The sequence below is a fragment of the Wansuia hejianensis genome (assembly GCF_014337215.1).
Classification (GTDB): Bacteria; Bacillota; Clostridia; order Lachnospirales; family Lachnospiraceae; genus Scatomonas; species Scatomonas hejianensis.
Genome location: NZ_CP060635.1, coordinates 680979 through 695110 on the forward strand (window position 1 = coordinate 680979; position 14132 = coordinate 695110).

Annotated in this window: 8 protein-coding genes, 1 other RNA gene and 1 other annotated feature; all 9 genes read left to right on the forward strand. The window is 50.8% G+C overall.

Annotation, left to right across the window (positions count from 1 at the left end):
• Positions 1-272 precede the first annotated feature (272 nt).
• On the forward strand, positions 273-1259 hold the full coding sequence (locus tag H9Q79_RS03195; protein ID WP_249329181.1) for a zinc-ribbon domain-containing protein: 987 nt from the start codon (positions 273-275) through the stop codon (positions 1257-1259).
• A 114-nt stretch (positions 1260-1373) separates the two neighbouring features.
• A complete protein-coding gene (locus tag H9Q79_RS03200) occupies positions 1374-5372 on the forward strand; it encodes a vWA domain-containing protein (protein ID WP_249329182.1) in 3999 nt (1332 codons plus the stop codon).
• Between the two features lie 26 nt (positions 5373-5398).
• On the forward strand, positions 5399-6898 hold the full coding sequence (locus tag H9Q79_RS03205; RefSeq protein WP_249329183.1) for a hypothetical protein: 1500 nt from the start codon (positions 5399-5401) through the stop codon (positions 6896-6898).
• A complete protein-coding gene (locus tag H9Q79_RS03210; protein ID WP_118645985.1) occupies positions 6895-7200 on the forward strand; it encodes a zinc ribbon domain-containing protein in 306 nt (101 codons plus the stop codon). Before H9Q79_RS03205 ends, H9Q79_RS03210 begins: the two co-directional genes overlap by 4 nt.
• Before the next feature lie 76 nt (positions 7201-7276).
• A non-coding RNA gene (gene ssrS / locus H9Q79_RS03215) (6S RNA) lies at positions 7277-7457 on the forward strand.
• A gap of 205 nt (positions 7458-7662) precedes the next feature.
• Entirely contained in the window at positions 7663-9090 is a 1428-nt protein-coding gene (locus H9Q79_RS03220) for a SpoIID/LytB domain-containing protein (RefSeq protein ID WP_249329184.1), read from the forward strand.
• Positions 9091-9100: 10 nt separating this feature from the next.
• Positions 9101-9967, forward strand: coding sequence for a YihY/virulence factor BrkB family protein (locus H9Q79_RS03225; protein WP_118645981.1), 867 nt, complete (start codon positions 9101-9103; stop codon positions 9965-9967).
• Positions 9968-9982: 15 nt separating this feature from the next.
• Positions 9983-10274 (forward strand) — a binding site (T-box leader).
• A 237-nt stretch (positions 10275-10511) separates the two neighbouring features.
• Positions 10512-11531, forward strand: a complete 1020-nt coding sequence (locus tag H9Q79_RS03230) for a phenylalanine--tRNA ligase subunit alpha (RefSeq protein WP_249329687.1) — start codon at positions 10512-10514, stop codon at positions 11529-11531.
• A 114-nt stretch (positions 11532-11645) separates the two neighbouring features.
• On the forward strand, positions 11646-14063 hold the full coding sequence (pheT, locus tag H9Q79_RS03235) for a phenylalanine--tRNA ligase subunit beta (protein ID WP_249329185.1): 2418 nt from the start codon (positions 11646-11648) through the stop codon (positions 14061-14063).
• The last annotated feature ends 69 nt before the right edge of the window (positions 14064-14132 follow it).

The window sequence follows — 14132 nt, forward strand, 5'->3', positions numbered from 1 at the left end:
GTCTGTCCTCCGTGAACATTTGTGCTATTCTGGTTTGGCGGCGATGGAGGCTGTTTTATGGATACCCGGACGAAAGCCTGGAGACCCCCCGCCCCATCCGCCCTTCCAGGCTTTCTGCAGCCGGCATATCATAATAGATCAGTTTGTATGAATACCTTGCGTCTGTTGCCGCTTCCCGGATGTGTTCACAGTTTTTTTCATATTTGCATATTGTCAGGGTGTGGAAATGGTAGTAATATAATAAGTAATTACGGGCAGGAGGTATAAATACTATGTTTGAAAATCTAGGGAAGAAAATTGTCGGTTTTGGCAATGGCGTGAAGAGAGGTACGCAGACATTTTCTGAAACTGTTTCATTAAATGCTAAGATCGATGAGTGTAAAAAAGAACTGGCCAACTGCTATTCTCAGCTGGGACAGAATTATTATGAAAGAAATAAAAATAATGCTCCGGCTGAATACCAGGGCATTTTTGATAGGATCACGATGTTAAACCAGACGATCGTACAGTGCCAGGAGCAGATCAAGATCATCAAGGGTGTCCGTCAATGTCCGAACTGCGGGGCAGATGTGGCCAGCAATGTGATGTTCTGCGGGAACTGCGGTTACAGCATGCCGCCGTCTGCGGGTGCGCAGGCGCCGGCGAACGGACCGGTTTGTGCCAATTGCGGAGCGCCGCTGGAGGCGGACGCGATGTTCTGTACCACATGCGGGGCGAAGGTAACTGCTCCGGTACAGCAGCCGGTGTATGAACAGCCGGCCTCACAGCCTCAGCAATACGGGCAGCCGGCATATGAGCAGCCAGTCTATGAGCAGCCTGCGCAGCAGTCGGAATTGTACGGGCAGCCAATACAGCAGCCGGAGAACAGTGAACAGCCTGCTTCGCAGCCGGGAGCTTTTGAGCAGTCCGCCTTCCAGGCAGGAGAAGAACAGCCTGCTGATGAGGCGGCTGGCCGTATCTGTCCGAAGTGCGGCACTCAGCTGGCTTTTGATGCTGCATTCTGCAATAACTGCGGAGCCAGCCTGCTGGCGGAAGAAGCGGCGCCGCAGGAGAATTATAATTACAATCAGCCAGCGTATGGAGTGACGGAAGAGGTACAAGCAGAGCAGCCGGCAGTAGAAGAGGTTCCGGAATTTCAGGGATCAGAGCAGCCGGGCAGTGGACAGCCGGCGGAGGATGTGAAGTTCTGTCCGAACTGTGGGACCAAACTGGAAAGTGATGCTCTGTTTTGTGCGGAGTGCGGTACAAAAGTTGGCTGATCCGGCCGTAAATTACCAGATAATGAGGGGACATAAATGGATCAATTCTTTCCAGTTCTAGCAACAATACTATTTGCAGTAGTGATACTTTTTGATATCCTGGGGCATAGGAATATGAAGATTAAGCGGAATTTGCTTGATTGGATATTTTTATGCCTTTTAGGCGTGGGTCTGGCCGGAACCTTGATTTTTAATGTGGGCAGGCTGATTAAGGCCAATAGCGGCGAACGCCCCGGCTTGTATCTCGCTTACCGTTATCTGATGGACGGGGATTCAGACAACGCCCGAAGGGCTGTCGAGAATGATACAGATCTGAATGAGCATCAGAAAAAAATCATCGATATACTGGGGGCGGCGGTGGAGGGTGATTATCCGACCCTCTATTTTGAGACCCGCCAGATGCTGGACGGGAAAATCAGGAATGAAGACCAGCGCTCTGCGGTAGAAGAGCTTCAGCAGATGGCGGCCGCTTACCTGCATCAGGACAGTTCCGTCGCTGAGCTGACGGCTCTGGGAAGAGGACCGGAGGGGCAGGGAAAGAGCAGTCCGGTCGCATCTCTGATTGAGACATGCTATGAGGCTGAAAAACTCAATGAGACAAAAAAGCTGGAGGAATATTACGAACTGGACAGGCAGATCCGTTCGGGGCAGCTGGACGCTGTAAACCCTTCAGAGGTTGAAGGGCTCGTGGATAAATACAGAGAGAGTACGGAGATTCTCAAGCTGGCCATGAGCTATTACGTGCAGACCAGTGATTATGAAGAAGCAAAGGAGCTGGCCCGGACGCTTCTTGACAAGGGACACAGCGCGGAAAATTATGTGATTTATACGGATGTAATCGCACAGGAGGCTTATGCCGCTCCCCGGGAGGATTCCTCTGACCCGGAAAAGCAGACGCTCATAGATAAGGCCCGGAAGCTGGAAGAGAAAGCAGAAAAATATGATGACGGGGAAGAGAAAAAGGAAAAGCTTCTGAACGAAGCGGAAGAGCTCTATCAGGAAGCTGCCAATGTGGACATACGTAGGGCGATTAATTTCCTGGAGGCGAAAAGGCCGCTGATATTTGATGACACCGGATTGTACGACCTTCAGCTGGCCAAGCTGTATCTGTTGGCTGATGAGCGGGAGAAGGCTCAGGAGCTGGTGTATTCGTCTATGGACGGCGCAGCTCTGCTGTCTGACAGTTCGCCGGTAAAACAGCCTCTCATGGATGTGATTGACGCCTACAACCAGACAGACTCTGATGAAGCAAGCCCGCATTTGAAAAGCTCAGTCAGAAATTTGGTCGGGGCCCAGAGCCAGGATGTGGTCCCTGTCTCGGATGGCACAGTGAATGAGAAGATGGCGAACTACGTGGCATCAACATTAAAATATGACAAGCTCGGCATATTCATCAGTAAGATAGATACTTCCAATTATCCGGAAATCACTGCCTATTTGAATATCAACGGCAAAAAAGAAGGACGCTGGGGAATGGCCAGTGAGTTCTATGCGGATGATTTCGAGGTGATTGACACTCAGTATCAGATTAAGGATTTTAAGGTAAGTGCTGACGGCAGCAAGACAGGCGTAGATATCGCCATCGTGATGGACACCAGCGGGAGCATGGAGGGGACGCCTCTGGAGGACGCCAAGCTGGCCGCCGAGGCCTGTGTGGAGAATATGGACACGGATGTTCAGAAGCTCTCAATTGTCTCATATAATTCTGAGGCGGGCACGGTGGTTGAGAAGACAGACAGCCAGGAAAAGCTGAATTTTGGTATCAGCCAGCTTTCGGCAGGAGGAGATACCAATATCTCCCAGGGTATTTCAGAAGGGCTGAACTCCCTGGAAGGAGGAAAGGCCGGGACAAAAGCGGTGATCCTGATGACAGACGGTCAGGATAATAGTGGCCAGGAAGCCATGGACGAAGTGATCAGCCGCGCTGACAGTGAGGACATTTCTGTCTATACGGTCGGGCTTGGGGATGTCAATGAGGAATATCTGAAGGATATCGCGCAGCGCACCGGAGGAAAATATATCCTGGCGGATAATACTACAGAGCTGGAGGATATCTATGTCACTCTGCAAAAGTATATTATTAATAATTATGTGCTGACTTATACGGTCACTGATAATTCGGAAGAGGAAGCCCGCTATCTCATGGCGTCTGTTCCGGCCTATCAGGTGGCGGGAGAGAGGGAATATACCATAGCGGACGGAGCAGGCAGTGAAGTAGAGATCAACGGCACCAGAATTAAGCCGGTGACGGAGAGTGATACGCTGGTTACCTCTGTGACTCCGGGCGGATTGTCAGTTGAGGATGTGGAAAATGGATCTCAGGTGACGGTTAAAGGCAAGAATTTTGTGGAAGGAATGCACATCAGCATTGGTATGCTGGAGCTCCAGAACGTACAGGTGACCGATGACAGCACGCTGACGGGGACTCTGAAGGGCAGCATGTCGGCCGGAAGCTACAGCGTCAGGGCCCAGTATCCGGATGGACGGATCGGCGTGCGCAATAAAGCGTTTTATGTATTCCGGGCCGGGGTAACAACCGGCGTCCGGATCGGCGGAACGATCATAAAGGCAGATTCAATCGGACAGATTTCCGACAACCAGTTTGTGGCTTCAGGGAATGTGCTCATTAATGATTTCCTTCATTATGATTCCAGCCTGGAAATCAGGGCTGCAGAGCTTCCGCAGGATATGAAGCTGGAAGCGAACCAGACGGCGTATCTGGGCAATAGCGGCCAGGTGTCCGGGAACGGGACACTCTATATCAGTTATGCCCAGGCCGACGGCGGAGAAGGTAAGAATCAATCATTTGCAAACCTGGTCATGGGCGGGAAGAATTACGAGGTGATCCAGGGAGAATTTGAGTTTGATATAGAAGGTATGGACACCAGCATGGATCAGTCCTGGGAGCTGACGATCCCGGGTATGACGAATGTTACGGTGGGTGAATTTTCCCTTGAGACAGATGGAATAAAGGTCCATATCGATGAGCTGAATCCTAAGAAGATCTATGAAGATGTGAAAGACGGGTTGACCGGGAAGAAAAACCGGGAAGTGATCAAAGAAGCGAAGGACGCTGCGTATGCGGCCAAGAAGAAAGAGGAGGAGAAGCCCAAGTCCAGAGATGAAGCATTCCGGTTCCGGATTTCGGATACCTCTGCGAGCCTGGATCTGGCGCTGAAGCAGGATAATATAGAATTTGGCGGCGAAGTTACCCTGGATATGAACGACTCTCTCCAGTTTGGCTGTTTTGCGCTGAATGAGCTGAAGCTGAAGTTTAATACACTGGATGACAGTCAGGAATACTGGTATCTGGGAGGAGCCATTGACTTTTCGACAATGATCCCGGGATTTGGCGGGTCAGGCGTTTCCGGAATGGAGGCTCATATTTCCTCCTGGTACTGGATGTTTGATGAGATGGAAGTGGGTATCAACCTGTATCCCGGAATCGGGATTTATAATGCCCTGTATGTGGATGAGATGTCCCTGAAGGTTGATGGGGTCAGCAGCCTGTTACTGGATTCTGACTGGATATCGGATAAGGCTAAGGAGGTTGTATTTAACGGTCGGGACCTGGATGCGCTGAAGGATAATAAGCCTGATTTCCAGCTTGTGGGGAGCGTGGGAGCAGATGTGAATCTGTTTAAGTCCCTTCATCTGAATGTGCCGGAGGATATGACAAAATGGGGAGAGCTGGGCACACTGGACGGGGATATTTCTCTGAATTTCACTCAGAAGAAATTTGATATAACGGCGGCGCTGTCGCTTCTGGAGCATGAGATTGCCAATGCGTCACTGGGAATCGGCACAGAGGGGCTGTATGCGAAGGCCAGGGCACAGTTGGAACTGGAAATGCTGGGATGCCAGCTGGGAGGCGGAATTGACCTGGGACTGGCCACTTCTCTGAAGGAGCTGACGGTGGATTTTGGCGTGGACGGCCATGTGGATTGCAACATGCTGAACGCGCACCTGAAGGGTGACATCAAGGTCACGGTGCTGGTCAAGTATGACGGCTCAAAATTCTCAGTTGCGCTCACACAGAACGGAGATGAGCACCGGTTCTGGTACGAGGACAACGGAGAATTGCTTCTGATACAGAAGCTGCACTACACGTAAACATACCGTAACTGGAGGTTGAGCAGATGAAAAAAGTGACTGGGATTTTCGCGGCGGTTCTGCTGTGCCTGCTGGTGTTCCGGCTGGATGTGGCCGGAGCGGCGCAGGCGATAGAGGTAGATCTGGATGAAGCCAGGAGTGACTGTATTTTTCAGGTAAAATGGGAGGAATCGGACGCAAAGGCATCTGTGAAAATCATCTCTCCTTCGGGAGAGATATACGGGACCGGCGAGACGCCGGACCGGGCTACGGTAATGCAGGGAGCGGTATATATTTATATCGGCGATGCCGAGGCCGGAGAATGGACGGTCCAGGTGACCGGTGACAGCCTGGGGGACGCGGAGGTCACAGTGGGGTCGCTCCCCCAGAGTATGAAAGTGGATTCGTTTACTGTGACTGAAAATGGCAATGGGAATTACCATGCTGCTTGGACCATCTCGGACTGCCCGGAGGATGTGTCCGTCAGGATTTACGCGAACAGGTCAAAGGCAGGTTACGACGGCACGGAAGTGAGCGGAGTGGGACAGGGACCGGTTGGGGCGATGGACTTTGCAATGCCGGACCTGGACAGCGGATATTATTATTTTTATGTTTCCGTTACGGCTGACAGCGGAGCCTTTAATTACGGATACGCCGATACCCCCTTTTTCTTTGATAACGAGGGAAGGCCGGAAAAGCTTTCCTCGGTGACGGCAGGGCTGCTGGACGGCGATGTATACATGAGCTGGGAGGGGGAAGCCGGCACTTACCGGGTGATGCTGTTTGATCCGGATACCGGAGAACTTTTGGCCAGCGAAATTACGGAAGATACGACCTGCCTGGCCGCCATGCCGGAAGGCAGTTCAAAGGTGCTGGCAGCAGCGGCGTCCTATGATTACGAGCGGCTGGGGAGATTTGACCTGTATGAAGTGTCTGCTGAACAGGCGGTAGATGCGTCTGTCACGTTTCCGGAGGAGAGCGCTACCAATCAGGCGGCGGTCTATGCGGACGTGGTATTCAGCGGAAGCTGTACAGTATCCGCGACCTTAAACGGGGAAGTGATGCTGCAGGACAGCGTTGAACAGGGGAAATATTCTATAGAACTGGAAGAGGGCGATAATACGGTCGTCTTTCTTGTGACCGATGAAAAGGGTAATACCGCGGCTTTTTTAAAGGAGTTATATCTGGATAGTACCGCCCCTCAGCTGTCGATGAAACGGAATCTGAGCGGAGTTACTACCGATGATTCTTATATTTATGTGGAAGGCTATACGGAGGCGGGCGCTGCACTCACTTGCAACGGTCAGGAGGTAGAACTGACAGGAAGCTATTTCAGCTATAAGCAGCCTCTTTCCTACGGAAAAAATGAGATACAGGTAGTAGCAAAGGACATCGCGGGCAATGAGACACGTTATACCGCGGCCGTAAAACGGCCCTTCTGGTCCATGAAATTTCTGAAATGGATCATTCTGGGCGCGGCAGCAGTCGTTCTGATCATCATAGAAACGACGGTTTTGGTGAGAGGGAAAAGGAGGTCCAGACGATGAAAAAATTCAGGCTTATCCTGGCACTTCTGACCATAGTATCCGGTATTTACATGATCTATGCCAATGTGAGTGTCAGCGGATACCGTCTGCTGACCATGAATTCTGCAGCAGGGCACAGAGTGGCGGTAAGCTACCGGTGGTCTGTAGTCGTATTCCTGGTTCTTGTTATATTAAATGCCCTGGCCGTTTTTATTGAAAAAAAGCATAAGCACAAGCCTATGACTTGTCCGAACTGCGGGTCTGTCCATGGTGAAAAAGATAAATTCTGTAAAAAATGCGGCTATTCCTTTCAGAAGCGCTAAAACCTTCCAGTGGTTTTTACGAATTTTTCTTGAAATATGTCATAGACTAGAGTATAATTTATGTAAATCAAATAGTAATTTCCTGGAGTGTCCGATCCCCTGTCAATTTGAACCTACATTTTCTTTAAACAGGGATTCCTATATTGGCGTGTGGATGTCAGGCCCTCATTGCGCAGGGGAAGGCAGAAGCGGCGTCTGCGGTTACCCACCTAGCCTCGCTAGGAGTCAAACGACAGGAACGGCATGCCGGGGTTACTAAAGAGAAAAAAGAGGTTGTTGCCTGTTGGCAGCAGCCTTTTTTATATCATAGGAAAGTGGCTTGTTCAGAATGTGTGTTAGCTGCATGTTTTATTATGATTTTCCATATACTAGGGTATGGATATTCGAAAAGAAAACAAATTATTACTTTGTATCTGTATCTGCTGTTTCTTTTTCCTGATATTTTTGAGGGCGGCGAAGCATATGGAGCCAACTGCAGAGCGGAAAGAAGATGCCACGGCGATGGAGGAGCGGCTGGAACTGGAACAGCAGATGTACCGTCAGATGGACGCATCTTCGGGAGCGGCATCGGCAGGACAGACAGAGCCGGAACCTTCCGCGGAGGCAGTGAATACCCCGGAGGTATCAGATGTTCCGGAGAACACTGGCACGCCGGAGGCAGCCGGTGCCGCGGAAAACTATCAGGCGCCGCTCATCCGTATATTACTGACAGATAATTCAAAAAGCGGCTATTATCAGGAAAGCGTGACAGTCAGCAGCAGCAGCGCCATTCATTTGGAAGGTTCAGATCTGACAATTCCGGCAGGAACCAGTGAGACAATTACAAATGGGGACGGCCGTTTTATGGATGGGAAAATTGTCCTGACTCCTGAGGATCCTTCGGCCGGAATCACTGTTTCTTCTCTGCAGAAGGCACAGGGGCCGCCGGTGTATGAGGGCAGCCTGGAAATCTATCTAACAGATCAGGGAATCTACCTCGTGAACGAAGTGAACTTGGAAAGTTATCTGAAATACGTGGTGCCCAGTGAAATGCCGGCTTCCTATGCGGCGGAAGCCCTGAAAGCCCAGGCGGTCTGCGCCAGGACGTATGCCTGCCGCCAGATCCAGGATGCTTCTCTGGAGGATTATCATGCTCATGTGGATGACAGCGTGTCATTTCAGGTATATAATAATATTGCCAGACAGGAGGCCACAGACCAGGCGGTGGATGACACGGCAGGCCAGATCATGACCTGCGGCGGAGAACCGATTACAGCTTATTTCTTCTCTACCTCCTGCGGTTATACCAGCACCAATGAGGTGTGGAGCGGAGGAAGCTCCGAAGAGTATCTGAAGAGCGTATATCTGGGAAGCGATGACCGGGAGGATGTTCAGACGGAAGAGGTATTTGCTTCATTTATCCAGCAGAAGGATGAGTCTGATCTGGAGTCTTCTGACGGATGGTACAGATGGAGTGTGACGCTTCCTGCAGAGGCGTTGAATCAGAGGATAGAAAAATATCAGATCGGCACCATCCAGAGTTTCCAGGTGTTGAAACGAAGCAGCGGGGGAGCGGTTTCCAGTCTTCAGGTAACAGGGAGCCAGGGCAGTACGACTCTGGATAATGAATACGCGATTCGGGAACTGCTTTCTGTAAAGGGAATTGCGGTTACGAAAAATGATGGTTCCGTGACAGAAGATATGTATCTTCTGCCCAGCGCTTATTTTATCTGCAGCGCCGTCTATAATGGGAGCAGCCTGACCGGGTTCTCATTTTTGGGAGGCGGTTACGGGCATGGTGTGGGCATGAGCCAGAACGGTGCCGCGCATCTGGCGGAGCAGGGCTATGGATGGCAGGATATATTAAAATACTTTTACGAGAACATTCAACTGGAAACAGCTCAGGCATAGGGGAAAAACGATGGAGCCTTTAGAAGAGAATAAAACGAAAAAATTCATCCGGGTGGTAAAGGAGTTTGCAGAGCGCATTACACAGGATCATGTGGGTGCGTATGCGGCGCAGGGGGCTTTTTTCCTGCTGCTTTCCTTTATTCCGTTTATGATGCTTCTCCTGAATATCATCCAGTATACGAGCCTGACTGAGGCGGAGGTCAGCCATGCGGTTCTGGCGGTCATTCCCAATGATTTTCATGGGGTGGTGAGCTCGATTATCTCTGATATCTACCAGAGATCTGCAATGATCTTGCCGGTCTCCGCGGTCCTGGCTCTGTGGTCGGCGGGAAAGGCTGTGAATTCCCTCACTTATGGCCTGAATACGATATATCATGTGCGGGAAACGAGGAATTATTTTGTCAACCGGTTCCGTTCCATGGGATATACGCTGATTTTCATCATCGCTTTTATTGTGACGCTGGTGCTGCTGGTGTTCGGGAAGAGCATCCAGAAGGGTATCATTGAATTTTTTCCCGCCGCCGCTGGATTTACGGCCGTGCTGGTCAGCCTGCGGACGGTGATCTCGATGATCGCCCTGGTGATCGCTTTCCTTCTGATGTACCGGTTTGTCCCGAACAGGAAGTCTACTCTTGGAGGCCAGCTGCCCGGAGCGCTGATTGCCACGGTAGCATGGGAGATACTTTCCGTAGGTTTTTCCATTTATCTGGAATACTTTCCGGGGGTCACGCGGATGTACGGGAACATGACTACGATCATTTTACTGATGTTGTGGATTTATTTTTGCATGTACATTATTCTGCTGGGCGCGGAAATTAATGATTATTATGAGGAAAGAATGAAAAATGATCTTGACACAGACGAAAAATCCAGCTAGAATAAATGAGAATATTGAAAGGCGCGGAAGGTGTCTGTAGGGCTTTATTTTCTTTCAGAGAGAGAGGATCACCGGCTGAAAATTCTCTTAAGTTCAGATTTTGCCTGAGATTCGCACCGGAGCTTCTTTTTTGAACATATATCCGTAGGGACGTGCGCTTGAGAGGACATGAGTGCAGACAGCACCGCAGGCAGGGTATGATAAGTAGGAAAAGACGTATATGCACGTTACAGCATAGATTGAGAGTCCGGACAGTGTGCCCGGAAATCAGGGTGGTACCGCGGAAATTATGAGTTTCGTCCCTTTTGGGCGAAACTCTTTTTATATCATAGGAAAGTGCGGATCGCACTGCGGCGGAGAGGAAGAGTGTTGCAAATGCAACTCACCGCAGGCGGAGAATCTCGCTTGCGGGATTCTTTCTTGTTGCGCAGAATAGCTTTTTCCAGCCTTCCTGTGTAATAAAAGCTCTCAGGGCGGGTGCGGGTTTCCCTGTGCTATCAAAGAGGATCATCTGTAAAGGAGAAAGAAAATGAGTGAGAACAGTATGAAAGAGAAGCTGGAAGCCATTGTAAAAAAGGCGATGGCCAGCATGAACACAGCGAATTCTCTGGACGCTCTGAATGAGGTCAGGGTTGATGTGCTTGGCAAAAAGGGGCAGCTGACTGCCGTGCTGAAGGGGATGAAGGATGTGGCGCCGGAGGAACGGCCGAAGGTCGGCCAGATGGTCAATGATGCCAGAAGTTCCATTGAAAAGACGCTGGAAGAGGTTAAGGAAAAGCTGGAGCGGGTCCACATGGAACAGAAGCTGGCCAGAGAAGTGATTGATGTGACACTTCCGGCTAAAAAAGCTGCAGTAGGGCACCGCCATCCCAATACCATTGCGCTTGAGGAAGTTGAGCGAATCTTTATCGGCATGGGTTATGAGGTGGTTCAGGGACCCGAGGTTGAATATGATCTCTATAATTTTGAAAAGCTGAATATTCCCGCTAACCATCCGGCAAAGGATGAGCAGGATACGTTTTATATAACGAAGGATATCGTTCTCAGGACACAGACCTCTCCCTGCCAGGCCCGTGTGATGGAGCAGGGCAGGCTGCCGATCCGCATGCTGTCGCCGGGGAGGGTATTTCGTTCCGATGAGGTAGATGCCACTCATTCACCTTCCTTTCACCAGGTGGAAGGTCTCGTGGTGGACAAGCATATTACGTTTGCGGATTTGAAGGGAACTCTGGCACAATTTGCCAGGGAACTGTTTGGGCCGGAGACTAAGACAAAATTCCGCCCCCATCATTTTCCTTTCACAGAGCCCAGCGCTGAGATGGATGTGAGCTGTTTTAAATGCGGCGGAAAGGGCTGCCGTTTCTGTAAAGGTTCCGGCTGGATTGAGATTCTGGGGTGCGGGATGGTTCATCCTCATGTGTTTGAAATGTGCGGCATTGATCCGGAAAAGTATACGGGCTTTGCCTTTGGGGTGGGGCTTGAGAGGATTGCCCTGTTGAAATATGAGATAGATGATATGCGTCTGCTTTATGAGAATGATTATCGGTTCCTGAAGCAGTTTTAACCCCGGGATTATAGCTTTTCGGCCTCTGCGGGCGGCGGGATAATCGCCGTACCCAGGCTGACATAAGCGAGGGGCGGAGATCAGATTGAAACAATCGGATAGGAGAATGGAAATATGAACACATCATTATCATGGATCAAGAAGTATGTGCCGGATCTGGATGTTACGGCGCAGGAGTATACAGATGCGATGACGCTTTCAGGCACGAAGGTGGAGGGCTTTGAAAAGCTGGACGAGAATCTGGACAGAATTGTCATCGGTCAGATTGAGAAAATTGAGCGCCATCCTGACGCTGACAAGCTGATTGTGTGCCAGGTGAATGTGGGCGCGGAGACAATACAGATCGTCACAGGAGCGCCCAATGTGAAAGAGGGAGATAAGGTCCCGGTGGTGCTGGACGGCGGCAAAGTGGCCGGAGGTCATGACGGCAGTACGACGCCCGGCGGAATCAAAATAAAAGCAGGCAAGCTGAGAGGGATCGAATCCAACGGCATGATGTGCTCCATTGAAGAGCTTGGATCATCCAGGGAATTTTATCCCGAAGCCCCGGAGTCGGGGATCTATATTTTTCCTGAGGATGCCCGGGTGGGAAGCAATGCGGTCCATGCCCTGGGGTTGGATGACGTTATTTTCGAGTATGAGATCACATCAAACCGGGTGGACTGCTACAGCGTGATAGGAATTGCCAGAGAGGCAGCAGCCACCTTTGGTAAGGAATTCAGGCCTCCGGTTGTGGCGAAGACAGGAAATGGGGAAAAGGCCTCTGACTACATCCGTGTGACAGTGGAAGACGGGAAACTCTGCCCCAGATACTGCGCCAGGGTTGTTAAAAATGTGAAAATCGGGCCGTCTCCCAAATGGATGCAGCGGTGTTTGGCGGCCAATGGTATCCGGCCGATTAACAATCTGGTGGATATCACAAATTATGTGATGGAAGAATACGGACAACCCATGCATGCCTATGACCTGGATACCATTTCCGGCCGTGAGATCGTTGTCCGCAGGGCAAAAGCAGGTGAGAAATTCGTGACGTTAGACGGGCAGGAACGCCAGATGGACGAAAACGTGCTGATGATCTGTGACGGGGAAAAAGCGGTCGGCATTGCCGGCATCATGGGAGGCGAGAATTCCATGATTACCGATCAGGTCCGGACTGTCCTCTTTGAAGCGGCCTGTTTTGACGGGACGAATATCCGTCTTTCTTCCAAGAGAATCGGGCTCCGTACCGACGCGTCGGGGAAATTTGAAAAGGGGCTGGATCCCAACAATGCAGAGGCTGCCATCGACAGGGCATGCCAGCTGATGGAAGAACTGGGCGCGGGAGAAGTGGTAGGCGGAATTGTAGACTATTATCCGGTAAAGAGGGAGCCTTCCAGAGTCATTTTTGAGCCGGACAGAATCAACGGATTGTTGGGAACCGAGCTTTCCAGCGGGCAGATGCTGGATTATTTAAGCTCTGTGGAGCTGACGTATGATGAGGAAACGAATGAGATCGTAGCGCCGACCTTCCGCCAGGACATCCACCGGACGGCAGATGTGGCTGAGGAAGTAGCCCGTTTCTACGGCTATGACAATATACCGACTACGCTGCCCAGCGGTGAAGCTACGGCAGGTAAACTCCCCTTTGAGTTAAGAGTGGAAGCGAAAGCCAGGGATGTGGCGGAATACTGCGGATTTTCCCAGGGTATGTGCTATTCCTTTGAGAGTCCGAAAGTATTTGATAAGCTGCGCATACCTGCTGACGATCCGCTTCGGAAGACCGTGACGATCATGAATCCGCTGGGAGAAGATTTTTCTGTCATGCGGACTACGTCCCTGAACGGCATGCTGACCTCCCTGGCCACCAATTATAACCGCAGGAATAAAGACGTCAGGCTCTACGAGCTGGGAAATGTTTATCTGCCGAAGCAGCTTCCGCTGAGTGAACTGCCTGAGGAGCGCATGAAATTTACCCTCGGAATGTATGGGAAGGGTGATTTCTATGATATGAAAGGCGTGGTAGAAGAATTCTTTGATCAGGTGGGAATGCACAGAAGGCCAGAGTATGACAGCAATGCCGGACAGCCGTTTCTTCATCCGGGACGTCAGGCGCTGGTACAGTATGAGGATGTGACGGTAGGATTCCTGGGGGAAGTTCATCCGGAGGTGGCAGCGGCTTACGGCATAGGCGGAAGGGCCTATGTGGCGGTCATTGACCTGCCGGAGATTCTGAAATTCGCGACTTTTGACAGGAAATATGAGGGAATCGCACGTTTCCCCGCAGTGACCAGAGACCTTTCCATGGTGGTACCGAAGGATATTCAGGCAGCCCAGATCGAACACATCATTTTGCAGAGAGGCGGAAAGATTCTGGAGAGCCTCCAGCTCTTTGATATATACGAGGGCGATCAGATTCAGAAGGGTTACAAATCCATGGCTTATTCGGCAGTATTCCGTTCCAAGGAAAAGACGCTGGAGGAGCAGGAGGTTTCGGCAGCCATGAAGAAGATTCTGAACGGGCTGGCGGAGCTGGGAATCGAGCTGCGCCAGTAAATATGGTGGTTTTTGAGGTACTGCGGGTGTAATTGCCAGGTGGGGAGCAGCTTGTGCTGTTCCCCATAG

What these genes read in the sequence shown, in the direction of transcription:
- H9Q79_RS03195 (WP_249329181.1), top strand. Translation starts at nt 273, where the DNA reads ATGTTTGAAAATCTAGGGAAGAAAATTGTCGGTTTTGGCAATGGCGTG.
- H9Q79_RS03200 (WP_249329182.1), top strand. Translation starts at nt 1,374, where the DNA reads ATGAAGATTAAGCGGAATTTGCTTGATTGGATATTTTTATGCCTTTTA.
- H9Q79_RS03205 (WP_249329183.1), top strand. Translation starts at nt 5,399, where the DNA reads ATGAAAAAAGTGACTGGGATTTTCGCGGCGGTTCTGCTGTGCCTGCTG.
- H9Q79_RS03210 (WP_118645985.1), top strand. Translation starts at nt 6,895, where the DNA reads ATGAAAAAATTCAGGCTTATCCTGGCACTTCTGACCATAGTATCCGGT.
- H9Q79_RS03220 (WP_249329184.1), top strand. Translation starts at nt 7,663, where the DNA reads ATGGAGCCAACTGCAGAGCGGAAAGAAGATGCCACGGCGATGGAGGAG.
- H9Q79_RS03225 (WP_118645981.1), top strand. Translation starts at nt 9,101, where the DNA reads ATGGAGCCTTTAGAAGAGAATAAAACGAAAAAATTCATCCGGGTGGTA.
- H9Q79_RS03230 (WP_249329687.1), top strand. Translation starts at nt 10,512, where the DNA reads ATGAAAGAGAAGCTGGAAGCCATTGTAAAAAAGGCGATGGCCAGCATG.
- pheT (WP_249329185.1), top strand. Translation starts at nt 11,646, where the DNA reads ATGAACACATCATTATCATGGATCAAGAAGTATGTGCCGGATCTGGAT.